Source organism: Pseudoalteromonas sp. SCQQ13, assembly GCF_015864415.1.
In the GTDB taxonomy this organism is placed as follows: Bacteria; Pseudomonadota; Gammaproteobacteria; order Enterobacterales; family Alteromonadaceae; genus Pseudoalteromonas; species Pseudoalteromonas nigrifaciens.
This window is the reverse complement of sequence record NZ_JADYXG010000011.1, coordinates 64,340-91,261: the sequence shown is the minus strand read 5'-3', so window position 1 is coordinate 91,261 and position 26,922 is coordinate 64,340. Positions and strand designations below refer to the sequence as shown.

Genomic DNA, 26,922 nt, shown 5'->3' with positions numbered 1-26,922 from the left:
TATGTCAAAATCAACTAACCTTTCAACCTCACAGCAATTAATTAAACACGTTTTATTATGGATTGTGTTTGCTTATTGTTATCAAAGTGCAATAAGTTTATTAGTCAAAATGGCGCTTGATGCGCAACCAAATAACCCTGTTATTACCGCCTTTGTTTATGCCCTCGGTTTTAATATTTTAGTGGCTCATTTAATTACTAAATACGATAAATTTTGGCCAGTTATTGGCTCAGTATTTATAGGTTTAGTTGGGCTTGTGGTAATTCCATTTTTATTATTTGGTGCTAGTGGATTACTCACTTTAGCGCTACTTGCTGGAATTTTATGCAGTTTACCAGTGAGTACCTATATTGTTGGCCTAATTAAAGTAAAACACAGCAAAAACTAGCCCCAAAGCGGGTTTATTTTGTGATAGCATAGTCGCGTCTTTTAACTAACAAAACGTGAAAAACACATTATGTCAGATAATTTTACTACAGATGCTGAAAAAGCAAGTTACGGTATTGGCTTACAAATGGGTGAGCAACTTAAGTCTAATCCTTTTGAAGGCTTAAACCTAAATTCAGTGTTTGAAGGCATGAAAGATGCGTACGCAGGTAGCGCTTTTCAAGTTGAGATCCCTGAGATCCAAGCTGCTTTTGAAAAAATCAATGAAGAAATTCAAGCTCGTCGCGAGCAAGAATCACAAGTACTTGCTGCTGAAGGCATTGCATTTCTAGAAGAAAATGCAAAACGTCCTGAAATCACAGTGACTGAATCAGGTCTTCAATACGAAGTAATTACTACAGGTGAAGGCGACAAGCCAACAGCTGAGTCTACAGTACGTGTTGATTACCACGGTACATTAATTAACGGTACTGTTTTTGATAGCTCATACGAGCGCGGTCAACCTGCTGAATTCCCAGTAGGTGGCGTGATCAAAGGCTGGACTGAAGCATTACAAATGATGCCAGCGGGTACTAAATGGCGTCTTTACGTTCCTCATGACCTTGCTTATGGTGAACGTGGTGCCGGTGCTGCAATCGCACCTTACTCAACACTAGTATTTGATGTTGAGTTACACGAAATTATTGCTTAAGTATTCTTAAGCAATAAATAAAAAACCGCATTCATTAAATTGAATGCGGTTTTTTTGTGTCTTACCGGTATATTTAACTTTTTCTATTGCTCATTTATTTCTTTTTGTGAAAAGTATTTAAAGTGAGATATGTATAAATAGGATATAAAACACTGCACTTTAGCAAGCAATAAATATGCCCCAGCATAGCAAGGGGCTTATTAATGATTAGCGGTAATTAAAGTATATTGTTAAAAGTAGCCGCGAATACCAAAGCGGAAGCTTCTACCTGGTAATGGGGCGGTGTCTTTAATAAATGAGCTATGTACAAAGCCAAGCTCATCAGTAATATTATCAACGTTGATATACAGTTGTGTATCAAGGTTACCTAAATCTAGCTGATAGTTAGCTTGTGCATCAAATAAAGTATAACCATCGGTTTTAGTCTCATAGGCGGTAATATCGGTTTGTGAAAAATAATGGGTACCGGTTAATGCGAATTGCCAATTACCTAAGTTGTATTGCAACTCAGAGCCTAATTTATTAGCAGGGATACGAGGTAAGTTTTCATCGTCTTGCTTGAGTTTTGCTCGCGTAGAGTCACCAAATACTTTAACCAAGGTGCTTGCGTTAACTTTATAATGCGCATCAAACTCTAAGCCATACAGCTCGGCGTCTTTACTGGTAAACTGATACACCGCCACACCATGGTCGTGGCCGTTATCAGCCGCTTCTAAACCATGTTCTTCATCAAATACTAAGCCAGTATTTTCTTGAAAGTAAAAGTTTTTAATATCATTATAAAAAAAGTTTACAGAGTAACCAAAGTCACCGCTAAAGCGTCTAAAACCTAAATCAATATTGGTTGAGGTTTCTTGTTTGATATTCTCGGGTTCAAAATGCGCTTCACCGTCTTCAATATGATAGCCTAGGCCAAGCTCATAGGTACCAGTTGCAATGTGTAAGCCATTAGATAATAGCTCTGCAGAGAGCGGGGCACGTTCTGAGTGTGAAAGACTCATTGCCATACTATATCCAGGGGTATATTGCCAAATAGCACCCATTGAAGCGCTAAGGTTAGTAAAGCTTTTAGTGTAGTCAAGTACTTCAGCATTGCTTGTTTGCGTGTCATCATGGCTATGCTGATGCGTTGCTATTTGGCTTTTTATTTTATAGTCTTCAACTCGCGCACCTAACTCAATAGTTACATCACCAAACTCACGTTCTTCTAATAAATATAAAGCATTAGTGGTCGTTACACTGGCTGGCGTAAATGCTTCTTCGCCGTTGGCATCATAATCAGAATCACTGTAGTGATAACCCACCATGCCATGCCAATTGGCAAACTTATGCTCTACGTTTAAGCGTGCTTCAGTGGTTTTGTTTTTAAATGTAGTGCCTATTTCACCATTTTCAATTTCACTGTGTAAGTAATCTGTATAGCCTAAGCGCAAATTAATGGTTTCAATCCAATTATTATGTAGCGCATAGCTTAATAGACCTTGCCAGCGATCTTGCTCTAACTGGGCAAAAACAGGTGTTTCTTCATGTGCTTCATCACTATGGGCATCGCCGTCGGCTGCATGATCATGTTCATGTCCGTGATCATGCTCATGACCTGGAATACCATAATCCGTTTTTATTTTACCGTAAGAAAACCCAACCGTTAAATGCTCACCTACGTAGCTAGTACCAAAGTTAACGGTTTCACTGTCGATAAAGGTGTTTTCTACAGAATCTTTACTTTCAACATCACCATCTTCGTGAAGCTGGTTAAATCGTGGTGTTTGATAGTCATCGCCGCTGCGTTTAGTGCCATCAAAATGAAAGTTAAAATTATTATAACCCGTCTCTAACTTTGCAGCGTAGGTATTCGCGTTGGATACCGAATCGTGACTGTATTCTACTGCACCGGTTAATTCATCTATATTACTCGTAGGAATGCGGTTATCAACTACGTTTACCACACCACCAATAGCACCAGAGCCATACAGTAGGGTACTTGGGCCACGTAGTACTTCTATTTGTTCAGCAGCTAAGCTGTCGCTAGAAGTAGCATGATCAGGGCCAATACGCGATGCATCACTGCTGTCTAAGCCATTTTGCATAATTTTAACCCGAGGGCCATCTAAGCCACGAATAATTGGGCTTGATGAAACAGGGCCAAAATAACTCGCGTTAACTCCCGGTAAGCCTTTTAGGGTTTCGCCAAGCGTTGGCTTTGACTTGTTTCTTAGCTCATCACCAGAGAGTACATTTACCGGAGAAATCATTTCTAAGCTACTTTTGTGCAAGGCCGATGCAAACACAACTACAGTTTCAATAGAGGTTGGCTTTAAAGCAATTGCAATATTGTTTGATGACTCGGTTACCGTAATGCGTGAATCGCTATAGTTATCTTTGCTAATATGCAGCTGGCCGCTCGCATCAAGCTCAATGGCAAACTCGCCAAGCTTGTTGGTTTTAACGCTTTGAGATTTACCGTGTACATGAATAGTGGCGTTTTCAATAGGTTGATTTTTTTCATCTGTTACTTTGCCATTAACAGTGGCAGCAAGTGCAGAGTGAGAGCATAAAACAGAAAAAATTGCAGAAGAAATTAATGTTAGCTTAGTCATGAGTCTTTAAGTTCGTGGTTGTTATGTTGTGATATAATATAACACTACAAAAGCGACGGTTCAATGATGTTATAGTATAACCTTATCGATTTTAGTAATTAATTAGCAAGGAAATCTTCAAGACTTTGATTATTAAGGATTTATAAAGGTTAGTTAATTTAGTTTATGAATATGCTTTTTATAAAGGGCTAAAAAGTACTTTTAAACTAAGTGGTTTAAAAGTACTTAAAACTGATTAGAGAGTGATTTTTAGACTGTTTGGTTTAAATGAAGTTGAAGTTAAAGTTTAATATGTATGTCGCCATTAGGTTTGCAGCAGCACAGCAGTATTTCGCCGTCGCGTACAAACGCTAGAGGCTCTTCATTATAATCAACTTTACCTGACACTAAAGTCGCTCTGCAGGCACCGCAATAGCCTTCGCGGCATTGAAAGGCCACTTCTATCTGTTGAGATTCTAGGCAGTGTAAAACAGAAGGGCAGCCAGTGCTAAATTCTATGCACTGGCTGTTATCTGCAAGCGTAATGCTTGCAGTAGGTCGATCAGTCATTATAAATCAAAGTCACCAAATTCAGAGGCATCAACTTGCGAGTCTATTTGACCAACAAGGTAGGAGCTAATTTCAGCTTCTTGTGGTGCTACTTGCACGTTATCTGACACCAACCAAGAGTTTATCCATGGGATAGGATTACTGTTGTTTTTAAACTGTGCAGGAAAACCAATGGCTGTCATTCGAGCGTTGGTAATGTATTCAACGTACTGACATAAAATGTGTTTATTTAAGCCAATCATTGAGCCATCTTTGAATAAGTACTCGGCCCATTCTTTTTCTTGCTCTGCAGCGTCCACAAACATTTTAATTGCTTCGTCGCGGCACTGCGCGGCAACAATCGCCATTTCTGGATCGTCTTTACCGTCTTGCATAATATTTAAAATATGCTGAGTGCCAGATAAATGTAGCGCTTCATCGCGGGCAATAAGCTTGATTATTTTAGCGTTACCTTCCATCAATTCACGCTCAGCAAACGCAAACGAGCAGGCAAAGCTGACATAAAAACGAATCGCTTCTAAAATATTTACCGACATCATTGCCAGGTAAAGTTTCTTTTTCAGCTCAAATAAATTAACAACAACAGATTTACCGTTAATCTCGTGTTTGCCTTCACCGTATAAATTGTAAAGCGACACTGAGTTAATTAAATCATCGTAGTATTTTGTTACCGCATCGGCACGTTCACTAATTTTATCATTGCTAACTATGTCATCAAAAATAAGTTCAGGTGCTTGGGTAACATTACGAATAATATGCGTGTACGAGCGGCTATGAATCGTTTCACTAAACGCCCACGTTTCTATCCATGTTTCTAACTCTGGTAGCGATACAATAGGTAGTAGGGCCACGTTTGGTGAACGCCCTTGTACGCTATCAAGCAATGTTTGATATTTTAAGTTACTTAAAAATATATGCTTTTCATGATCAGGTAATGCTTGAAAGTCTAAGCGGTCTTTGCTTACGTCTACTTCTTCTGGGCGCCAAAAAAACGAAAGCTGCTTTTCAATTAGTTTTTCAAAAATAGGGTATTTTTGTTGATCATAACGAGATACGTTAACGGTTTGGCCAAAAAACATTGGCTCTTCCATTTGGTTATTATGTTTACGACTAAAGGTAGTATAAGACATGTTTATCACTCAAAAAACTATCAGAATAAAGCGGGCTTAGTGCCCGCTTAAAATAAAAACTCAAAAATTAAATTTTACACGCGCCGCCTGCGCAATCATCATCTTCAAGATCCGGTGTATCTTCTTGTGCATCAGATGCACCATCGCGGGTATTGTGATAGTACAAGGTTTTAACACCCAATTTGTAGGCGCTAAGCAAATCTTTTAATAAGACTTTCATCGGTACGCGACCGCCTTCAAACTTACCAGGATCATAATTTGTATTGGCCGAAATAGACTGGTCAATAAATTTTTGCATTATACCCACAAGTTGTAAGTAACCATCGTTTGAAGGAATATCCCACAGTAACTCGTAGTTATCTTTTAAACGTTCATATTCAGGTACAACTTGCTTTAAAATACCGTCTTTACTTGCTTTAACGCTAATATGACCACGTGGTGGCTCAATACCGTTTGTTGCGTTAGAAATTTGCGACGATGTTTCTGATGGCATTAGCGCACTTACTGTTGAGTTACGCATACCGTGCTCTTTAATGCTGGCACGTAATGCATCCCAATCAAGGTGTAGTGGCTCATCACAAATTTTGTCAAGATCTCGCTTGTACGTATCTGTTGGCATTATACCTTGAGAGTAGGTTGTTTCGTTAAACTTAGGACATGCACCACGCTCTTTAGCAAGCTCGTTTGATGCTTTCATTAAGTAGTATTGAATCGCTTCAAATGTTTTGTGCGTTAGTGCATTTGCGCTGCCATCTGAATAACGCTTACCGTTTTTAGCTAGGTAGTATGCGTAGTTAATTACGCCTATTCCTAGAGTACGACGACCCATAGTGGCATTTTTTGCAGCCGGTACTGGGTAGTCTTGAAAATCAAGTAAGTTATCTAAAGCGCGTACAGCAAGCTCAGCCAATTCTTCAAGTTCATCTAGTGACTCAATAGCCCCTAAGTTAAATGCAGAGAGTGTACATAGCGCAATTTCGCCTTCTTCGTCGTTTACGTTATCCAACGGCTTAGTTGGTAATGCAATTTCTAAACATAAATTAGATTGGCGAATAGGTGCCACTTTAGCAATGAACGGGCTGTGCGTATTACAGTGGTCAACGTTTTGTAAGTAAATACGACCGGTACTTGCACGTTCTTGCGCAAACATTGAGAACAGTTCAATAGCTTTAATGCGTTTTTTACGAATTGATTCGTCTTGTTCGTATTTTACGTAAAGCGCGTCAAACTCGTCTTGGTCTTCAAAAAATGCATCGTAAAGGCCTGGCACATCAGAGGGGCTAAACAAGGTAATGTAGTCGTCTTTAATTAAACGCGAGTACATTAGTTTATTAAACTGTACGCCGTAATCTAAATGACGCACGCGGTTGTCATCAACCCCGCGGTTATTTTTAAGTACTAACAAGTTTTCTACTTCTAAATGCCAAAGCGGGTAGAACAAGGTTGCTGCGCCGCCACGTACACCGCCTTGCGAACAGCTTTTAACCGCTGTTTGAAAGTGCTTATAAAAAGGAATACAACCCGTATGGTACGCTTCGCCATTGCGAATATGGCTACCCAGTGCACGAATGCGACCTGCGTTAATGCCAATGCCGGCACGTTGCGATACGTATTTAACAATTGCAGACGAGGTGGCGTTAATTGAATCAAGGCTGTCGCCACACTCTATTAATACACACGAGCTAAACTGGCGTGTTGGCGTACGAACACCTGCCATAATTGGCGTAGGCAGTGAAATTTTAAACAATGAAATCGCATCGTAAAAACGTTTTATATACGCAATACGTGTATCGCGAGGGTAGTCAGCAAACAAGCTAGCTGCGACTAAAATATATAAAAACTGCGCGCTTTCATAAATCTCACCGGTTACACGGTTTTGAACTAAGTATTTACCTTCAAGCTGTTTAACCGCAGCATAACTAAAGTTAAGGTCACGGCTGTGATCTAGGTATTCGTCTAATTCGTCAAGCTCTTGCTCGGTGTAATCTACCAGTAGGTGAGCGTCGTAGCGTTTGTCGCCAACCATTTTTGTTACATGATCAAATAAACGTGGTGGCTCAAATTGGCCATACGCTTTTTTACGTAAATGGAATACAGCTAAACGTGCTGACAAATACTGATAATCAGGAGATTCTTTTGAAATCTGATCGGCTGCAGCTTTAATGATGGTTTCGTGAATATCTTTAGTACGAATACCGTCGTAAAATTGAATGTGTGATTTTAATTCAACTTGCGAAACCGAAACGTTATTTAACCCTTCGGCGGCCCATTCAATAACGCGATGGATCTTGTCAAGATCAAGTGGCTCTTTACGGCCGTCACGTTTGCTTACAGATAACTGTTGGTTCATAGTTTTGCCTGTATTCCTTGGAAATTAAGTATTTTGACCAATGATTAATACTCCAAAATAACAGAGTATCTATTCATTTATTATTGTTTACACCAATTCAGGCGATTTTATTGAATAACATTTAGCCACAATATCTGGTGTTGTTCAAATTAGAGATCACAAGATAGTGTGGTCCGCGTTGTTTTGCAAGGGACAGAATTGCCCCTAATTGTGGATAACGTCGGGATAACACATTTGTGTTAGTAAGCATTAACCTTCGAACATTCGGTTAAGTTGAAATTTACAAAAATCAACTAAGGATCTACTAAATTTACGCTTTTTAAAAATATATTTTGACTGCTTTTTTTATCAGCAGGCTTTGTGTGAAAACTAACACAATCACAATATATAGTGTTTAATAATTAACATAGCACTATATATGGTTAAAACCTTCAATAGGGCTTTGCCAATTAAAATCGGCCTGCCAGCTCAAAACTTCGGTTAAGTTAGGCACGTAACCCCAAAGTGCGGTTGCGGTGTGCATACCTGCCGCTTTACCTGCTTGAATGTCACGCAAAGCATCGCCAATGTACAAGCAACGATTTGGTGCAACGCCCATTAGCTTGGCACAATGTAGTAAAGGTAAAGGCGAAGGTTTAGCTTCAGCTAAAGTATCGCCACTGATAACCACGCAGGCATTTTTTAAAGCAGGGATCGCGGCCACTAAAGGGTCGGTTAAAAATCCGGGTTTGTTAGTCATGATCCCCCATTTGATGTTTTTTCGCTCCAGTTCGATAAGTAGTGGCTCAATACCAGCAAAGCACGTGGTGTGTTTGGCTATGTTAGCCGCGTAGGCATCAATTAATTGCTTAACGAGTTGTGCTTGCGGTTGCTCACCCCATTTATCTTTAAAACCGACCTCTAACAAGGCTGCTGCGCCATTAGATGCTGCAGCGCGATATACCTCACGACTTACTGTATCTAATTGCTGCGAACGCAGTACGGTATTTAAAGCTGCACCTAAGTCATCAGCGGTATCGAGTAAAGTGCCATCTAAGTCAAATAAAAAAGCATCGTACTCTATAGTAGGTGACGTTGATTGAGAGCTGACCATTACGCTAACTTCTCAAAATGCAGAATATAATTTACGCTTACGTCGGTATTAAGCGAGTACTGCTTAGATAATGGATTATAAGATAACCCAGCACTGGCGCGCACTTTTAAACCCGCTTGTTCAGCCCAGGCAATTAACTGTGCTGGTTTAATAAACTTTTTGTGATCGTGAGTGCCTTCAGGCACCATTTTTAATAGCTTTTCTGCACCAATAATGGCGTACAAATAGGCTTTAGGGGTTTTATTAAGTGTTGAAAAAAACACATCAGCGCCGGGTTTTGCAAGCTCTGCAACAGCATGAATAATAGAAGCCGGATCGGGTACATGCTCCAGCATTTCCATACAGGTTACTACATCAAAGCGAGCAGGGTGCTCGGATGCATATTGTTCAGCAGGTACTTTAATATACTCTACATGTACGCCTGTCTCTAGGCTGTGTAATTTGGCAACAGTTAAAGGCTCTTGCCCCATATCTATTCCAGTTACCTTTGCCCCCATGCGCGCCATGCTCTGGCTTAAAATACCGCCGCCACAACCTACATCTAGTGTTTCTTTGTCAAATAAACCGCCAGTTTTATTAGCTATAAAGTCTAAACGTAAGGGGTTTATTTCGTGAAGCGGTTTAAATTCCCCGTCTAAATCCCACCACCGCTCTGCGATGGCCTCAAATTTTGCAATTTCTGCGTGATCTACATTTTGATGTTCGGTCATAAAATACTTCCTCGTCAATCTGGGGGCATTATATAGGGCTAAATTGGTAAATCGCAAAGTTTTGCGCCTGTAAATCTAAATAAATTGTGGTAGCATGTTTCTTTAGCAATAATAACAAATTCTCTTGATACCTAATAGTGGGTGTTTAAGAGCTGATACTGAAGGAATGTGATATCAATGACTGATCTCGCCCATGGCATTCTGCCAGTCAATATTGAAGACGAGTTAAAAAACTCCTACTTAGATTACGCAATGAGCGTAATTGTAGGACGTGCATTACCAGACGTGCGTGATGGCTTAAAACCTGTTCACCGCCGCGTTTTGTTTGCAATGAACGAGCTTAGTAATGATTGGAACAAGCCTTACAAAAAATCGGCACGTGTTGTCGGTGACGTAATCGGTAAATACCACCCACACGGCGATAGTGCTGTTTACGACACTATAGTACGTATGGCACAGCCATTCTCACTGCGTTATATGCTAGTAGATGGTCAAGGTAACTTCGGTTCGGTTGATGGTGATTCAGCAGCGGCAATGCGTTATACAGAAGTACGTATGGCAAAAATGTCGCATGAATTATTAGCCGATCTTGAAAAAGAAACGGTTGATTTCGTTCCTAACTACGACGGCACTGAGCAAATCCCTGACGTTTTACCAACCAGAGTTCCTAACTTATTAGTAAACGGTTCATCGGGTATTGCGGTAGGTATGGCAACAAACATTCCACCTCATAACTTAACTGAAGTGGTAAATGGCTGTTTAGCACTCATTCAAAACCCTGAATTATCTATTTTAGAGTTAATGGATTATATCCCGGGCCCAGATTTTCCAACTGCTGCAATTATCAACGGTAAAAAAGGCATAGAGCAAGCCTATTTAACTGGCCGTGGTAAAGTGTACATGCGTGCCCGCGCTGAAATAGAAGTAGATGAAAAAACGCATCGTGAAACTATCATTGTTCACGAAATACCTTATCAAGTTAACAAAGCGCGCCTAATTGAAAAAATTGCCGAGCTGGTTAAAGATAAAAAAATTGAAGGTATTAGTGCACTACGTGATGAATCAGATAAAGACGGTATGCGTATCGTTATTGAGATTAAACGTGGTGACGTAGGCGAAGTTATTTTAAATAATTTATATGCGCAAACGCAGTTACAAACTGTGTTTGGTATGAATATGGTTGCGTTAATTAACAACCAGCCTAAGTGCTTTAATTTAAAAGAAATGCTTGAAGAGTTTATTATTCACCGCCGTGAAGTAGTAACTCGTCGTACTGTTTTTGATTTACGCAAAGCGCGTGACCGTGCACATATGCTAGAAGGTTTAGCAATTGCACTGGCAAACATCGACCCAATTATTGAGCTTATTCGTAATTCACCAACACCTGCTGAAGCAAAAGTTGCTTTAACAGCGCGTTCGTGGGAATTAGGTAACGTAAAAGCCATGCTTGATAAAGCAGGCGAAGACAACGTTGCCCGCCCAGATTGGTTAGCTGCTGAGTTAGGTATTCGCGATGGTCAATACTTTATTTCTGAGCAACAAGCTCAAGCAATCCTAGATTTACGCTTACATAAGCTAACGGGTTTAGAACACGAAAAGATTCTAACTGAATACCAATCGTTATTAGATTTAATTGCTGAGCTTTTACATATTTTGGCAACACCAGAGCGTTTAATGGAAGTTATTCGCGATGAGTTAGTTGAAATTAAAGCGCAATATGGTGATGAGCGTCGTACTGAAATAAATGCCGCAGCACACGATATCAGCCTTGAAGATTTAATTACCGAAGAAAACGTAGTAGTAACGCTTTCTCACGAAGGTTATGTTAAGTATCAGGCTCTGTCTGATTACGAAGCGCAGCGTCGTGGTGGTAAAGGTAAATCGGCAACGAAGATGAAAGATGAAGATTTCATTGAACGTTTATTAGTTGCTAATACGCACGATACTATATTGTGTTTCTCAACGGCTGGTCGTTTATATTGGCTTAAAGTGTATCAGTTACCACTTGCAAGTCGTGCAGCGCGCGGCAAACCAATTGTTAACTTATTGCCACTTGAGGCAGATGAACGTATTACCGCTATATTGCCAGTACGCGAGTATGCAGAAGATAAATACATCTTTATGGCAACCGCATTTGGTACAGTGAAGAAAACACCACTAACGGCATACAGTCGTCAACGTGCAAGCGGTATTATTGCGGTTAACCTAAATGAAGGCGATAGCCTAATTGGTGTTGATGTTACCGATGGCAGCAACGAAATTATGTTGTTTACCGATGCAGGTAAAGTAGTACGCTTTAAAGAAGCAGAAGAAACAACGGTTGTTGATGAAAACGGTAACCCAGTACTAGACGAAGAAGGTAACCCTGAGATTCGCTTCAAAGGTGTTCGTCCTATGGGTCGTACAGCTACAGGTGTTCGTGGTATTAAAATGCCTGAAGGACAACGCGTAGTATCGTTAATTGTGCCTAAAACAGATGGTGCTATTTTAACCGTGACTGAAAACGGCTACGGTAAACGTACTTTACTTGAAGACTACCCAGCGAAGAGTCGTGCGACTCAAGGTGTAGTGTCTATTAAAGTAAGTGAGCGTAATGGTGCGGTTGTAGGTGCTGTACAAGTTGACGATAACGATGAAATAATGATTATTTCAAATCGTGGTACCTTAGTACGAACTCGCGTTAATGAAGTTTCTACGGTTGGACGTAACACGCAAGGTGTTATTTTGATCAGAACTATTGACGAAGAGCAAGTAGTTGGTTTACAACGTATAGAAGAGATTGAAGTTACCGAAAGTGACTTAATTGATATCGAAGACGTCGAAACAGTTGATACGGTTATTGATGAAGTAGCGGATGATAATCCTCCTTCAGAATAATTGAGATTAAAAAAGCGGCCTTGGCCGCTTTTTTTAATGGTGTTGAATAAAATTAATATTAATAATACTGCGCAATAAAATAATTTTTACAATAGCAAAAAGACTCAATTGCAAGACGTTAATTTATATATATAGTTGTTCTCAGTAATTGTTTTATATTGCTCTGTTTGCTGCATTAATGCAGCTTTATAGGTAATGAAGGCTTTAATACTATGAGTGAGGCTATAGCCCACTTAATGATCACAGCTTTAATTTAATGTGTATAACCTGATTGAATGGTAATCGGGTGTATAATTTTTTAATTACTGGAATGAGGAAAAGGTAATGAGTAAGTATAATTTTTGTGCGGGGCCGGCCATGTTACCGCCAGCAGTAATGAAAAAAGCACAACAAGAATTTATAGATTGGCAAGGTTTGGGTGTATCGGTGATGGAAATGAGTCACCGTAGTAAAGAGTTTTTAGCGCTCACTAAAAAATGTGAAGCGAGCCTGCGTCGTTTAATGAATATTAGCGATGAATTTGAAGTGCTGTTTATGCATGGTGGCGGTCGCGGTCAATTTAGTGCTGTGCCATTAAATTTACATCAGGAAAATAAATCAGCGGTTTACTGCGAAAACGGCGTATGGTCAAAAAGTGCAACGGATGAAGCAAATAAGTTTACCCAAACTACCGCTATCGATGTTCGTAACGATACCGATGGTCAATTTTCGATTAAAGCAGTGGCTGACTGGCAGTTGCCTGCAGATGCGTCGTACATTCACTATTGCCCTAACGAAACCGTTGATGGCTTAGAGATTTTTGATGTACCGAGTCATCCAACAGCGCCAATTATCGCAGATATGTCGTCAACTATTTTATCGCGTGAAATTGACGTTAATCAATTTGATTTAATTTACGCTGGCGCACAAAAAAATATAGGTCCTTCGGGCATTGCAATCGTTATCGTACGTAAAACATTACTAGCACGTGAAGGGCTTCCTAAACCAGGTATTTTAGATTATGCACTAGAGGCCAAGCAGGGCAGTATGTTTAATACGCCACCAACATTTGCATGGTATTTAGCGGCTGAAGTATTCCAATGGCTTGAGCAAAATGGTGGTGTAAAAGCCATGGAAGCACAAAATATTGCAAAAGCTGAACTACTTTATAATTTTATCGATAATTCTGATTTTTATTCTAATAAAGTAGCTAAGCATAGTCGCTCGCGTATGAACGTCCCTTTTTGGTTAAATGATGAAAGCTTAAACAGTAAGTTTGTTGCTCAATCAAACGAAGCAGGCTTGCTAGCACTCGAAGGCCATAGAATTGTAGGTGGAATGCGCGCCAGTATTTACAACGCAATGCCACTTGAGGGCGTGCAAGCGCTTGTTGATTTTATGGCTGCTTTTGCAAAGGAAAATAGCTAATGGAACAATTACGCTTAGAACCTATTTCGCGTGTTAATGGCAGCGTCACTCTGCCGGGTTCAAAAAGCTTATCAAACCGTATATTGTTATTAGCGGCATTAGCAAATGGCACTACTGTTGTTGAAAACTTACTTGATAGCGACGATATACGCCATATGTTGGGCGCGTTACAATTATTAGGTGTTAACGTTAGTTTAAACCAAGAGCGAACAGTTGCTACAGTACAAGGTGTTGGTGGGGTATTTAAAACCCCCAGAGAGCCTTTGTTTTTAGGTAATGCAGGCACAGCTTACCGTCCTTTAACCGCTGTACTTGCTGCGGTTGCAGGTGAGTACGAACTGATTGGCGAGCCACGCATGGAAGAGCGCCCAATAGGGCATTTAGTCGATGCGCTGCAAGCACTTGGCGGTGATATTACTTACAGCAAAAATAAAGATTACCCACCGCTTAAAATTATAGGTGGGCAAATTAACGGTGGTGAAGTTGCAATTGACGGCAGTATATCAAGTCAATTTTTAACTGCATTACTAATGGCTGCACCACTGTTTAATGGTGATACCAAAATAACGATTAAAGGCACTTTAGTATCTAAACCCTACATTGATATTACCCTTGATGTAATGGCACGCTTTGGAATAGAAGTTGAGCATAGTAATTATGCAACTTTTACCGTAAAAGGTGGTCAACAGTACCAGTCACTTGAACGTATTATGGTTGAAGGCGATGCGTCTTCTGCATCTTACTTTGTAGCTGCAGCTGCAATTGCCGGTGGCGAAATTGAAATTAAAGGTGTCGGTGCTAAATCGGTGCAAGGCGATATTGGCTTTGCTAAAGTAATGGAACAAGTGGGCGCTAAAATAGATTGGTATGATGAGCGTTTAGTTGTTCGTAAAGGCCAATTAAACGGTGTTGATATTGACGCAAATGCCATACCTGATGCAGCAATGACATTAGCCACTGTGGCTCTGTTCGCTAAAGGGCCAACGGCTATTCGTAATATTTATAATTGGCGCGTAAAAGAAACCGATCGACTACACGCTATGGCAACTGAGCTCAGAAAAGTGGGCGCAGAAGTTGTAGAAGGGCACGATTTTATAGAAATCACTCCCCCGAAACACTTTAACGATGTAGCAATTGATACTTACGATGACCATCGCATTGCCATGTGTTTTGCTATGGTTGCCGTAGGTGGAAAGCCAATCACGATTAATGATCCTAAGTGTACTTATAAAACATTTCCGACATTTTTCAATGTATTAGCATCAGTTAGTGAGTAGGTTTTTGATGTTAATTAATAAAAAGTTACACACTAATAGCGATCTATTTAAATAACTGACGTATAATATTGCGGTTTACTTAGGTGTGCATTGTAGGAGGTTTAAATGCAGGCGTTATTAATGCCCGTGATCACCGTAGATGGCCCAAGTGGTTCAGGTAAGGGAACTGTTTGTCGCTTGTTAGCCGAAAAGTTGGGATGGGATGTACTTGATAGTGGCGCAATTTACCGCGTTTTATCTCTAGCGGCACTTCACCATCAAATCGCATTAGATAACGAAGATGCATTAGTTCCCTTAGCTGCTAACTTAGATGTGCAGTTTTTGGTAGATAGTCAAACTAATGCAGCAAAGGTTGTTTTAGAAGGTGAGGATGTAACCACTACAATCCGTAACGAAGAAGTAGGGGCTGCAGCATCAAAAGTAGCAGCACTACCTCGCGTACGCGAAGCGTTATTACGTCGCCAACGCGCATTTAGAACTGAACGAGGTCTAATTGCTGATGGTCGTGATATGGGTACTGTGGTTTTTAAAGATGCACCGCTAAAAATATTTTTAACCGCCAGTGCACAAGAACGCGCCAAACGACGTTTTGTTGAGTTGAATGCTCGCGGTCTTAATGTTACACTGAGTGGTCTATTAAAAGACATTCAAGAGCGTGATGATCGCGATATGAATCGTGCCGTTGCGCCACTTGTGCCTGCAGAGGATGCTATTGAGCTTGATACTAGCGAGCTTAATGCACAGCAAGTATATGATAAGGTATTAACTTTATTGGATACGGCTATCTCTGAAGGTCGGCTTCCTAAACGAAGCTAAACACATTTTATGCACCAGCAGGATGCCAGTGCTATTTTAACAACCCCATGCAGCATGGTTGCTTATTGGTATAATATATAGAGACGTATATTCGTATGTCAGAAAATTTTGCGCAGTTATTTGAAGAAAGCTTAAAGGGTTTTGAAGCAGAGCAAGGCTCTATCGTTAAAGGTACAGTAATCTCAATCGAGAACAACATTGTACTTGTAGATGCTGGTCTTAAATCAGAAAGTGCTATCCCTGCTGAGCAGTTCAAAAATGCTGCTGGTGAACTTGAAGTTGCTGTTGGCGACGAAGTAGATGTTGCACTAGATGCAATTGAAGACGGTTTCGGTGAAACTATCCTTTCTCGTGAGAAAGCGAAGCGTCACGAAGCGTGGATCCGTCTTGAGAAAGCATGTGAAGAGCAAGAAACTGTTACTGGTGTTATCAACGGTAAAGTTAAAGGCGGTTTCACAGTTGAAGTTGATTCAATCCGTGCTTTCCTACCTGGTTCACTTGTTGATGTTCGTCCAGTACGTGACACAACTCACCTTGAAGGCAAAGAGCTTGAATTTAAAGTAATCAAGCTTGATCAAAAACGTAACAACGTTGTTGTTTCACGTCGTGCAGTTATCGAATCTGAAAACTCACAAGAACGTGAAGAGCTTCTTGCTAACCTTGTTGAAGGCCAAGAAGTTAAAGGTATCGTTAAGAACCTTACTGACTACGGTGCATTCGTTGACCTTGGTGGTGTTGATGGTCTACTACACATTACTGATATGGCGTGGAAGCGTGTTAAGCACCCTTCAGAAATCGTTAATGTTGGCGACGAAATCGCAGTTAAAGTTCTTAAATTCGACAAAGATAAAACTCGTGTATCTCTAGGCCTTAAACAGCTTGGCGAAGATCCATGGGCAGCTATCGCTGGTCGTTACCCAGAAGGTTCTAAACTTTCTGGTCGTGTTACTAACCTTACAGATTACGGCTGTTTCGTGGAAATCGAAGAAGGCGTTGAAGGTTTAGTTCACGTTTCTGAAATGGATTGGACTAACAAGAACATCCATCCTTCAAAAGTTGTTAGCCTTGGCGACAGCGTTGAAGTTATGGTTCTTGAAATCGACGAAGAACGTCGTCGTATTTCTCTTGGTCTTAAGCAATGTATTGCTAATCCTTGGCAGGAATTTGCTCGTCTACAAAACAAAGGCGACCAAGTTACTGGTAAGATCAAATCAATCACTGACTTCGGTATCTTTATCGGTCTTGACGGTGGTATTGATGGTCTTGTACACCTTTCAGACATTTCTTGGAATACACCTGGCGAAGACGCTGTACGTGAATTCAAGAAAGGCGACGAAATCACTGCTATCGTATTGCAAGTTGACCCAGAGCGCGAACGTATCTCTCTAGGTGTTAAGCAAATCGAAGCTGACCCATTCAATAACTACCTTGATGCAAACAAAAAAGGTGCTATTGTTAAAGGTAAAGTGACTGAAGTTGATGCTAAAGGCGCAACTATTGAACTTATCGAAGGCGTTGAAGGTTACATCCGTGTAGCTGATATCGCTCAAGAGCGCGTTGAAGATGCAACTACTGTTGTTTCTGTAGGCGACGAAATTGAAGTTAAATATGTTGGTGTTGATCGCAAGAACCGCACTTTAAGCTTATCTGTTAAAGCTCTTTTCGAAGCTGAAGAGAAAGAAGTAATAGAAAAGCTTAAGAAAGACGAGCCAGTGTTTGAAAACGCAATGGCTGCTGCTTTCGCAAATGCACAAAAAGACTAATTAATCAGTCTTTAATTGGAAGGGCAGTTTATGCCCTTCCATTATTTCTTTTAAGGAAATGCTATGACTAAGTCAGAACTGATAGAAACACTTGCACAGCAACACGCACACGTTCCAGTGAAAGATGTTGAAAATGCAGTAAAAGAAATTCTTGAACAAATGGCCGGCTCATTATCTTCTTCAGATCGTATTGAGATCAGAGGTTTTGGTAGTTTTTCTTTGCATTATCGCGCTCCACGTACCGGTCGTAACCCTAAGACTGGCGAAACAGTAGAGCTAGATGGTAAACATGTACCACATTTTAAACCAGGTAAAGAATTACGTGATCGTGTAAACGAGAGCATTGCCTAGTTAACTTATTGGAGTAGGGTACTTGTTTAAGGTATTAAAAATTATTCTGGTTGCACTTTGCTTGATCAGTGCATTTGTATTGGGTTCTCAAAATCCACAATTAGTACAAATAAACTATATTATAGCCAGCAATACATTGCCTTTAGCCGTTATAATAAGTATTTGCTTTTTATTAGGTGTTGTAATTGGTTGTTTTGTAAGCTTTAAATTATTTTCACAACTTAAGTGGCAAAATTATCGTTTAAAAAAACAGTTAGCACCTGAACAAAGTAAAAAAAAGCCTGCTGCTGATAAAGACTCATAATTATGATTGAGCTGTTATTTTTACTACTTCCTGTGGCTGCCGGTTACGGCTGGATAATGGGAAAAAACAGTGCTAAAAATCAAGCTCATCAATTTAATCGGCAGATCACCTCTGAATATAGTAAAGGCTTAAAGTTTTTACTCGACAGGGAAGAAGATCAAGGCCTTGAACATTTAATTAATTTACTAGAAGTTGCAGCTGACTCGGTTGAACATTATTCAACGCTTGCAACTATGTTTCGCCGTAGAGGCGAGCTAGACCGCGCAATAAAAATTCACGAACTCCTTTTAAAACATCCAAGCCTTAATGAGCAACAAGCTGCTGCTAGTCGTTTAGAATTAGCAGAAGATTATGTTATGGCTGGGCTATTAGATAGTGCCGAAGAGCATTTAGTTTGGCTTGTTAAAATGGACCACAGTGAAGCATTAGATCCTATTATCACTCTATATTCGCAAACCCGAGAGTGGCAAAAAGGGATTAATATGTTTGAAGCGCATAGTGAATTATTTTCAAAAGAACAACACTTTAAAGCCATAGCTAACTTTTACTGTGAGCTGGCGTTAAGTGATAATAACCCCTCATTAATGCGCAAAGCCATTAGTTTGAATCATAAAGCGATACGTCCTTTATATGAACTTGGTTTGTCTGCATATACTAAAGAAGACTACGTAAAGGCAATTTACTATTGGCGCGAATTAATTTGCCAATTTACATTTTTTGCTCCTTTATTTGTCGATAAATTAGCACATTGTTATAAGCATCTAAATTTAACTCATCAATTTCATCAGCTGATCAGTGAGTTACTCGACAAAGGTGGCGTGCTAATAAAAATACAACATTGCCAAGCTTTGTTAGAGCAAGGTAATACAGAGCAAGCTTTTGAGTTTTTAACTGATAGCTTAAAGCGCCAACCAACCATACGCGGGTTTAGTTTTTTATTACAACTAATGGGCGCTCAAGATAAAAATACTAAAGAGGTGCTCGACCAAATAGATAAACTGGTCACTTCTTATATTGCCACCAAACCAGACTTTCAATGTCAGCATTGTGGCTTTACTAGTTATACAATTTATTGGAATTGTCCTTCTTGTAAGCATTGGGAAACTACTGTACCAAGCAAGGGCTTAGACGGATTTTAATCTTTTAGTTTTCAAATAACACTTTCGCTATAAAGTAGGATAGTTATGCCTTTCGAAAAATCAAAAAAAATTCTTATTGCACTCGATTACGATGATCAGCAAGCCGCTTTAGACTTTGTAAAACAGCTATCACCCGATTCATGTCGCCTTAAAGTAGGCAAAGAAATGTTTACTTACTTTGGCCCTGCATTTGTAAAAGAGTTAATTGATTTAGGTTTTGATGTATTTTTAGATTTAAAATTTCATGATATTCCTAACACAGTGGCAAAAGCAGTGACTGCGGCGGCAAAAATGGGTGTATGGATGGTTAATGTGCATGCAAGTGGTGGTTTTGAGATGATGAGCAAAGCTAAACAAGCACTAGCTCCATTTGGCGATAAAGCCCCATTATTAATTGCTGTTACCGTGCTAACGAGTATGGATGAGACAGAGTTAAAGCGTTTAGGCGTAGAAAAAACACCACAAGAGCAAGTTATTTATTTAGCGAAGCTGGCAAAAGAAGCAGGACTTGATGGTGTTGTTTGCTCTGCTCAAGAAGCACAACAATTAAAAGCAGAGTTAGGCGCAGGCTTTAAGCTAGTAACGCCTGGTATTCGCCCAGTAGGGAGTGATGCTGGCGATCAAAAACGCATTATGACTCCTAAACAAGCTATAGATGCAGGCAGCGATTACTTGGTGATCGGACGTCCAATTACTCAAGCAGACAATCCTGTTGCTGTTTTGGCAGATGTTAATAAATCTATAGAATAATTTAACAAAAGTTCAGACTTTATTGCCAGAACCCTTGCGAGATGTTTGTTTTATGTTACATTAATAAAATCAAAATGCAGTAAGGGTTTTATTTTGAGACTAATGTTAGGTTCTATAGTGATTATTGTTGCTGGATTTTCAGTAAACAAATATGTTTTTTCTAGTAAAGTGTATGATGGAGTAACGACAGTTACGGATATTGTTGCTATATATCCCGTAAATATATTCGATTTTAAACAAACATTGCAAAATTACGCTTATCACCTTTGTTATAAAAATGAGGATAGGTTAAGTCAACAGCATGTAACTTCACACGAATGTGTAGATAGCCATGATAGCCTTAAACGAGAATGTGAAGATAAAGTATTTCGTTTAGCGCCATTAAATTTGCAAAATAAAGAAGAAGTGCTCAATTACTCTAAGCAATATACACAATGTACTTTGCCGTATAAATATATTATTGGGTAGTGAAAGGTTAGTTATAAGCGCTAAGTGCAGCACTTAGGCTACACTCAACGCATAATAATAAATTGTTATTTTAAGCGAATGGATTTCGCTTCAATTTCTATTAATCCTAGTTTAAATAATCCACCAATTGCCTTTTTATAATTAGCTTTACTGGTCGAAAATATTTTCTTAATTGTTTCAGGATCAGACTTATCACCTAAAGCAATAACGCCACCTTCCTCTTTTAGCTTTTCCATTATAACATCGCCAAGATTACTAACTTTAGCCATACCTGGTTTTTCTAATACAACGTCAATTTTGCCATCTTCACGCACTTTTTGAATAAAGCCTTTTAGTTTTTGCCCTACAAATAAGCTTTTAAATACCATATTGTAAAAAATAACACCAAAGTGAGATTCTTCAATAAGGACTTTGTAACCAATGTCAGTTTTACCTGCTATGATCAAATCGACTTCTTGTAAATGGGTGTATTGCGGCTCATCTTTAGATAAAAAACGATTAAAGTTATTTGATGCACAAATACGCTTACTGGCATTGTCTAAGTACAAACGCACTAAATACGAATGACCTTCTTGCATACGCGGTTTTTGCTCATTAAACGGCGCTAGTACATCTTTTTCTAAGCCCCAATCTAAAAAGGCACCAATACTATTAATTTCTTTAACACGCAGTAGGGCATATTCACCTACTTGTGCATGAGGCTTTTTAATTGTTGCTGTAGGTAAATTAGCATTATCTAAAAATATAAATACGCTAATGCTATCTCCAGCTTCAAGCTCATGTTTTATTTCTTGTTTTGGTAAAAATACTTCGCCTAAATCGTGGCCGTCTAGGTAAGCACCTTCGTTACTAACTTCTTTTACAAATAAGGTTTGTGTGGTTCCAAGGTAACTCATAATTATTCCTGTTCAGGCTTTTTTCTACGGCGCATAGGAGTATCGCCATCAATATTAATAGGGGCTTTAATGGGTGCAGATGGTTTTTTAGGCTTAGCTTTGCGTTTAAACACTGGCTTTTTAGCTGCTACTGTTTTTTCTGTGGCTAAAACTGCAACTGGTTTCTTTTCTTTAATCCCTTTAAATTTAGCTTTTAAACCATCAACGCTATCAAACTTTAATTCATCATTTAAGAATGCTTTAATTGCTAAATAACTTGGCCAATCTTTAGGGCCTACTAACGACAGTGCGCTGCCTTTAAAACCAGCTCGACCTGTTCGCCCAATTCGGTGAACATATTCTTCAGCGTGTTTAGGTAAATCAAAATTTATAACATGGGTAACACTGAGTAAATCTAAGCCACGTGACGCAACATCTGTGGTTATTAATATTTTGAAGTTTTCACGGCTAAACGCATCCATAATATCGAGACGCTTATTTTGTGCTAAATCACCTGCTAATGGCTGTGCTTTAAAACCTTTAGCGCAAAGCGCTTCGCTCAAACGGCTGGTATCTGCACGGGTAGCTGTAAATATAATACATTGGCCAACATCGTCTTGATTCAAAAAGTGCTCAAGTAAGGCTTCTTTATGATCAAGATGATCAGCAAGATATAAGCTTTGTTTAATATCTGAGTGTTGCTCGTTTGCAGCGCTGAGCATTATTTGCTTAGGCTTTTTTAATAAGTTGCGTGATAGTGCATCTACTTGTGCATGATCTAGTGTAGCCGAAAACAATAATGTTTGGCGCAGGCGATGATCGGCCAAGTCATTAATCATTTTAAGTTGTTCGGTAAAGCCTAAATCTAGGATACGGTCTGCTTCATCAAAAATAAGCAGCTCAAGACCGCTCAATTGTAACGTACGCTTTGTAAGGTGATCGGCTAGACGACCTGGTGTTGCAACTACAAACTGCGGATCGTTTCTAAGCGCTTTAATTTGGTCATTAAAATTTTCGCCGCCGAGTATTTTTACGGCTTTAATGTTTGTACCTGCGATTAATAAACGCAGTTGTGTAAATACTTGCGTAGCAAGCTCACGTGTCGGAGCAACAATAAGTACCCGAGGATCGCGTTTACTGAGTGCTTTTTGTTTCATTACTCGTTGAACAGCGGGTAATAAAAACGCCAAGGTTTTGCCTGACCCTGTTTTAGACTGGGCGAAAATGTCATGCCCTGCAAGTGCTGTAGGCACTGCATGTGCTTGAATGTCGGTAGGCTGGGTGATCCCTTGATGTGCTAGTTGTGTTTCAAGGCGATTATCAATCCCAAGATCAGTAAAGTGCAAGGTGTGTTTCTCCAAAATGAGCAAGTTATATCTTAATTCTATCGGCGCATTATAGCCCACAGAGTCGTATGGCTAACAGTAAAATGCAAATTATAAGGCTAATTTTTGCATTTAATCACAAAAAGCGTAAAATACGCGCCCAAGATGCGCCGGATTTACGATTCGGTATATATTAAAAAGCAAAATAGGAATAAATATGACGGCTGTTCATAAAGACAATTTAACCAGCGAGCACTTTATAGTGTGTGCACTGTATAAATTTGTAGCATTACCTGAGTTTGAAGCGCTTAGAAAACCATTACTAGATGTAATGGAGGCAAATGAAGTTCGCGGTACTTTACTAATCGCCTCTGAGGGTATTAATGGTACGGTTTCAGCTAAACGTGCTGGCATAGATAATCTTCTTAAATGGCTTGAACAACAGCCAAGCCTTAATAACATTGTTACTAAAGAATCTTACGATGACGAATGCCCATTTTACCGCACCAAAGTAAAACTAAAAAAAGAAATTGTGACTATGGGGGTTGAGGGCATCGATCCGCTAAAAGTAGTGGGTAGTTATGTTAAGCCAAATGAATGGAACGCATTAATTTCAGACCCAGAAGTGATACTTATAGATACCCGCAACGATTACGAAATTGAAATAGGTACCTTTCAAAACGCAGTTGATCCTAACACCAAAACATTCCGTGAATTTCCGCAGTGGGCTAAAGAAAACCTTGATCCAAGCAAGCATAAAAAAGTAGCTATGTTTTGTACTGGCGGTATCCGCTGTGAAAAATCAACAGCGTATATGAAAGAGCAAGGCTTTGATGAAGTGTACCATCTTGAAGGCGGTATTTTAAAATACCTTGAAGAAGTACCAAAAGATGAAACCATGTGGGAAGGCGAATGTTTTGTATTTGATAATCGTGTAGCGGTTAATCACGACTTACAAAAAGGCTCGTATGACCAATGTCATGCGTGTCGTATGCCGATCACCGAAGACGAAAAGTTAAAAGCTGAATATATGGAAGGCGTGTCGTGTCACCATTGTATTGATAATGTAAGCGATGAGCAGAGAGAACGTTTTGCTGAGCGACAAAAGCAAATAGAGCTTGCACAAGCGCGTGGCGAAGGCCACATTGGTAATGAAGCACAAGCTATTTTACAGCAACGTAAAGAGGCTAAAAACGCTAAAAAACAAGCACAACGTAGTAAATAATATTTTATTAAATTAATTTAAAAAGAGTCATTATTGACTCTTTTTTTGTATCCACTATATGTTTTAACCTAAGATTGGTAATGTTAGTCTTTAGGTAATACCAATTGCATTAAATTAGTATAAAACACATCATAATATCGCTATGTAGGAAGCAACTATGCAAGCCGAACAAATAGAAATAGCGCAGTTTTTAGCACAGCATCCCCCTTTTAACGATTTACCCATTAAAGCGCTTAACGAGCTGGCGCAACAAGTTGAAGTTGCATACTTTAGAGCGCAAACAGAGATTTTACAGTTAGGCCAAGATATTGCCGACTTGTACGTTATAAGAAGCGGCTCGGTAGAAATGTATCGCCGTAATGGCGAGCTTTATAATCGTTTAGCCGTGGGTGGAATATTTGGCCAAATGGGCCTATTGATGAACCGCAAAGTGCGTTTTCCGGCCACTGCACTAGAAGACACATTGGTTTACTGCATTAATGTTGAACTGTTTAATCGTTATTGCGATGAGTTTGATGCATTTGCTGATTACTTTGAAACCGATGGCAATGTACGTTTGCACCAAGCTATTGTTGAGCAAGCCGACAGTAACGATTTAACGACAGCAAAAGTAAAGTCGCTTATTCATCGCGATGTAGTGACAGTATTAACCACTTCTACGGTGCAAGATGTTGCTAAATTAATGAGTGAAGAAGCGGTTTCATCAGTACTGGTTACAGATATAAATAAGCCCGTTAACGACGACCCGGAAGAGGATGATGGCCAAGTAGTTGGCATAATTACCGACCGAGATTTACGTAATAAAGTGGTTGCGCCAGGATTGTCGTTTGACACTCAAGCACAGCACATTATGTCTACTAACTTAGTGATTTTAGATGCTAATGCCTACGTTTTCGAAGCTGTATTAGCTATGTTAAGAGACAGCCTGCATCATTTGCCGGTAGTGCAAAAACGCAGGCCGATTGGGGTAATATCACTGTCTGATATTTTACGTTACGAGTCGCAAAGTAGCTTGTTATTAGTGCGTGGTATTTTGGCCCAGCAATCAGTGGAAGACTTAACCCATTATGCCCGCCAGTTACCTAATGTATTTGTGCGTATGGTTAACGAAGATGCAAACTCTCATATGGTTGGTACAGCCATGGCAGTGATTGGCCGTACTTTTAAGCAAAGGTTATTAATATTAGCTGAAGAAAAGTATGGGCCAGCTCCCGTGCCTTATTGTTTTATTGCTTTAGGCTCCATGGCGCGCGATGAGCAACTGATAGTAACGGATCAAGATAATGCGCTTATTTTAGATGACAGTTACAACGATGAGTTACATAACGAGTACTTTCAAAACATTGCTGATTTTGTTTGTGATGGTTTAGCACAATGCGGCTACACCTATTGTGATGGCGAAATTATGGCGTCATTTAAAAAGTGGCGTAAAACTCGCTCTCAATGGTTTGAGCAATTTGCAGATTGGATAGCAAAACCAAAACCACAAACGTTATTACACAGCTCTATATTTTTTGATTTGGACGGCGTTTGGGGTAAAACAAAATGGGCCGATGAGCTCAAAGTCTTTGTTGCTAAACAAAGTAAAGCAAATAGGGTGTTTTTGGCAAATATGGCTGCTAATGCACGTAATCGAACGCCGCCTCTTGGGTTCTTCAAAGGTTTTGTTTTAGAGCATAACGGCCAGCATAAGCACTCAATGAACTTAAAACGCCGTGGTACCGCACCACTTTCGGATGTTATACGGGTGCATGCATTAGCGATTGGTTCACGCAAACAAAACTCGTTTGACCGCCTTGAGGATATAATTGCCGCAAAAAGTTTACCCGAGGGTAAAGCACAAGATTTACGAGATGCGCTGGAGTATATAGCTATGATGCGAATTCGTCATCAAGCATTACAAATAGAGCAAGGTGAAGAGCCCGATAATAATTTAGATCCGCATCAACTTTCACCGTTTGAGCAGCGTAATTTAAAAGAGGCATTTGCGATTCTTGAAAAAGCGCAAAACTATCTAAAATTTAGCTTTATTTCAAATACAAATGTGAAGTGATTTTTCTATGAGCAAGCAAAAGCAAGCAATAGTTGACTGGTCGCTTAGGTATCAGCAATTAGCAAATAGCAGTGAAAATGCCTTGTTACAGCAGTTTTATGCATCGGCTTTTAATCAGCCTGCTGCAGCAATAGCTGATGTGCCATTTGTAGCGATGGATTTTGAAACCACCGGCTTAGATAGCGAAGCAGATGACATAGTGAGTGTGGGTTTAGTGCCTTTTAACTTACAGCGAATATACTGCAAGCACAGCCGCCATTGGGTAGTACAACCGCGCAGAAACTTACATGAAGAATCAATAATCATTCATGGTATTACGCACTCAGAGGTTGATGATGCACCAGACTTTAATCGTATTATTGAGCCTTTGCTTGCCGCGCTAAGCGGTAAAGTCGTGGTGGTACATTATGCAGCAATTGAGCGGCCATTTTTAAATAATGCGTTGTTACTTAGGCTGCACGAAGGCATAGAGTTTGCGTTAGTTGACACTATGGATATTGAAAAAAGAGCATTAACAGCACGCCAGGGTTTAATAGGGCGGTTATTTAACTCTAAAATAGGCTCGTTGCGATTAAATGATTGTCGTAAGCGCTACTCACTTCCTGCGTATAATAACCATAATGCCCTAACCGATGCATTGGCCACAGCTGAGTTGTTACAAGCGCAGCTGAGTCATCATTATCGCTTAGATACGCCGATAGATGATTTGTGGATATAAACTTTATTTTATAGCTATAAAAAACGCCGCATAATTTGCGGCGTTTTTATTAGTACTTTTTATAATT

At 39.7% G+C, this 26,922-nt stretch carries 23 protein-coding genes; 15 read left to right on the top strand and 8 right to left on the bottom strand.

What is annotated here, in order from left to right; all coding sequences use genetic code 11:
• Position 1: 1 nt before the first annotated feature.
• Both I6F41_RS10695 and I6F41_RS10690 read left to right on the top strand, forming a co-directional pair.
• Entirely contained in the window at positions 2-388 is a 387-nt protein-coding gene (locus tag I6F41_RS10695; RefSeq protein WP_011328093.1) for a hypothetical protein, read from the top strand.
• A 69-nt stretch (positions 389-457) separates the two neighbouring features.
• Entirely contained in the window at positions 458-1,078 is a 621-nt protein-coding gene (locus I6F41_RS10690) for an FKBP-type peptidyl-prolyl cis-trans isomerase (protein ID WP_011328094.1), read from the top strand.
• Between the two features lie 230 nt (positions 1,079-1,308).
• On the opposite strand, the gene I6F41_RS10685 is transcribed toward I6F41_RS10690, so the two are convergent.
• The 6 genes from I6F41_RS10685 to ubiG all read right to left on the bottom strand — a co-directional run bounded on the left by I6F41_RS10685 (position 1,309) and on the right by ubiG (position 9,507).
• Complete coding sequence (locus tag I6F41_RS10685) at positions 1,309-3,675, bottom strand: TonB-dependent receptor (protein WP_182683309.1); 2,367 nt, start codon at positions 3,673-3,675, stop codon at positions 1,309-1,311.
• A gap of 279 nt (positions 3,676-3,954) precedes the next feature.
• The gene (gene yfaE / locus I6F41_RS10680; RefSeq protein ID WP_011328096.1) at positions 3,955-4,224 is read right to left on the bottom strand and encodes a class I ribonucleotide reductase maintenance protein YfaE; all 270 of its coding nucleotides are present in this window, start codon (positions 4,222-4,224) and stop codon (positions 3,955-3,957) included.
• Complete coding sequence (gene nrdB / locus I6F41_RS10675) at positions 4,224-5,354, bottom strand: class Ia ribonucleoside-diphosphate reductase subunit beta (RefSeq protein ID WP_011328097.1); 1,131 nt, start codon at positions 5,352-5,354, stop codon at positions 4,224-4,226. The genes yfaE and nrdB overlap by 1 nt, the downstream gene beginning before the upstream one ends.
• Positions 5,355-5,421: 67 nt before the next feature.
• Complete coding sequence (gene nrdA, locus I6F41_RS10670) at positions 5,422-7,704, bottom strand: class 1a ribonucleoside-diphosphate reductase subunit alpha (protein ID WP_011328098.1); 2,283 nt, start codon at positions 7,702-7,704, stop codon at positions 5,422-5,424.
• A 412-nt stretch (positions 7,705-8,116) separates the two neighbouring features.
• Entirely contained in the window at positions 8,117-8,797 is a 681-nt protein-coding gene (locus tag I6F41_RS10665) for an HAD family hydrolase (protein ID WP_182683310.1), read from the bottom strand.
• Positions 8,797-9,507 carry a bifunctional 2-polyprenyl-6-hydroxyphenol methylase/3-demethylubiquinol 3-O-methyltransferase UbiG gene (gene ubiG / locus I6F41_RS10660; protein WP_086996055.1) on the bottom strand — a complete coding sequence of 237 codons (711 nt, stop codon included), beginning with the start codon at positions 9,505-9,507 and terminating at the stop codon, positions 8,797-8,799. Before ubiG ends, I6F41_RS10665 begins: the two co-directional genes overlap by 1 nt.
• A 177-nt stretch (positions 9,508-9,684) precedes the next feature.
• On the opposite strand from ubiG, the gene gyrA reads away from it, so the two are divergent.
• The 10 genes from gyrA (at position 9,685) to I6F41_RS10610 (ending at position 20,659) form a co-directional block, all read left to right on the top strand.
• Positions 9,685-12,384, top strand: a complete 2,700-nt coding sequence (gene gyrA / locus I6F41_RS10655) for a DNA topoisomerase (ATP-hydrolyzing) subunit A (RefSeq protein WP_011328101.1) — start codon at positions 9,685-9,687, stop codon at positions 12,382-12,384.
• Positions 12,385-12,708: 324 nt separating this feature from the next.
• The gene (gene serC, locus I6F41_RS10650; protein ID WP_011328102.1) at positions 12,709-13,791 is read left to right on the top strand and encodes a 3-phosphoserine/phosphohydroxythreonine transaminase; all 1,083 of its coding nucleotides are present in this window, start codon (positions 12,709-12,711) and stop codon (positions 13,789-13,791) included.
• Positions 13,791-15,068, top strand: a complete 1,278-nt coding sequence (gene aroA, locus I6F41_RS10645) for a 3-phosphoshikimate 1-carboxyvinyltransferase (protein ID WP_011328103.1) — start codon at positions 13,791-13,793, stop codon at positions 15,066-15,068. The genes serC and aroA overlap by 1 nt, the downstream gene beginning before the upstream one ends.
• 105 nt (positions 15,069-15,173) lie before the next feature.
• On the top strand, positions 15,174-15,884 hold the full coding sequence (cmk, locus tag I6F41_RS10640; RefSeq protein ID WP_011328104.1) for a (d)CMP kinase: 711 nt from the start codon (positions 15,174-15,176) through the stop codon (positions 15,882-15,884).
• A 95-nt stretch (positions 15,885-15,979) separates the two neighbouring features.
• The gene (rpsA, locus tag I6F41_RS10635) at positions 15,980-17,647 is read left to right on the top strand and encodes a 30S ribosomal protein S1 (protein ID WP_011328105.1); all 1,668 of its coding nucleotides are present in this window, start codon (positions 15,980-15,982) and stop codon (positions 17,645-17,647) included.
• A gap of 63 nt (positions 17,648-17,710) precedes the next feature.
• Positions 17,711-17,998, top strand: coding sequence for an integration host factor subunit beta (gene ihfB / locus I6F41_RS10630; RefSeq protein WP_011328106.1), 288 nt, complete (start codon positions 17,711-17,713; stop codon positions 17,996-17,998).
• 22 nt (positions 17,999-18,020) lie between these two features.
• Positions 18,021-18,302 carry a lipopolysaccharide assembly protein LapA domain-containing protein gene (locus I6F41_RS10625; RefSeq protein ID WP_086996069.1) on the top strand — a complete coding sequence of 94 codons (282 nt, stop codon included), beginning with the start codon at positions 18,021-18,023 and terminating at the stop codon, positions 18,300-18,302.
• A gap of 2 nt (positions 18,303-18,304) precedes the next feature.
• Entirely contained in the window at positions 18,305-19,441 is a 1,137-nt protein-coding gene (lapB, locus tag I6F41_RS10620) for a lipopolysaccharide assembly protein LapB (RefSeq protein WP_086996072.1), read from the top strand.
• Between the two features lie 45 nt (positions 19,442-19,486).
• A complete protein-coding gene (gene pyrF / locus I6F41_RS10615; protein ID WP_011328109.1) occupies positions 19,487-20,191 on the top strand; it encodes an orotidine-5'-phosphate decarboxylase in 705 nt (234 codons plus the stop codon).
• A gap of 93 nt (positions 20,192-20,284) precedes the next feature.
• Positions 20,285-20,659 carry a hypothetical protein gene (locus I6F41_RS10610; protein WP_197108371.1) on the top strand — a complete coding sequence of 125 codons (375 nt, stop codon included), beginning with the start codon at positions 20,285-20,287 and terminating at the stop codon, positions 20,657-20,659.
• A gap of 65 nt (positions 20,660-20,724) precedes the next feature.
• Here I6F41_RS10610 and I6F41_RS10605 read toward each other — a convergent pair whose 3' ends face one another.
• Positions 20,725-21,555 carry a CvfB family protein gene (locus tag I6F41_RS10605; protein WP_058373336.1) on the bottom strand — a complete coding sequence of 277 codons (831 nt, stop codon included), beginning with the start codon at positions 21,553-21,555 and terminating at the stop codon, positions 20,725-20,727.
• 2 nt (positions 21,556-21,557) lie between these two features.
• Positions 21,558-22,880 carry a DEAD/DEAH box helicase gene (locus I6F41_RS10600; protein ID WP_011328112.1) on the bottom strand — a complete coding sequence of 441 codons (1,323 nt, stop codon included), beginning with the start codon at positions 22,878-22,880 and terminating at the stop codon, positions 21,558-21,560.
• A 196-nt stretch (positions 22,881-23,076) separates the two neighbouring features.
• On the opposite strand from I6F41_RS10600, the gene trhO reads away from it, so the two are divergent.
• From trhO to I6F41_RS10585, 3 genes are all read left to right on the top strand, one after another.
• Positions 23,077-24,084 carry an oxygen-dependent tRNA uridine(34) hydroxylase TrhO gene (gene trhO / locus I6F41_RS10595; protein WP_011328113.1) on the top strand — a complete coding sequence of 336 codons (1,008 nt, stop codon included), beginning with the start codon at positions 23,077-23,079 and terminating at the stop codon, positions 24,082-24,084.
• A 157-nt stretch (positions 24,085-24,241) separates the two neighbouring features.
• The gene (locus I6F41_RS10590) at positions 24,242-26,137 is read left to right on the top strand and encodes a putative nucleotidyltransferase substrate binding domain-containing protein (protein ID WP_011328114.1); all 1,896 of its coding nucleotides are present in this window, start codon (positions 24,242-24,244) and stop codon (positions 26,135-26,137) included.
• Positions 26,138-26,144: 7 nt separating this feature from the next.
• Entirely contained in the window at positions 26,145-26,855 is a 711-nt protein-coding gene (locus tag I6F41_RS10585) for a 3'-5' exonuclease (protein ID WP_011328115.1), read from the top strand.
• The last annotated feature ends 67 nt before the right edge of the window (positions 26,856-26,922 follow it).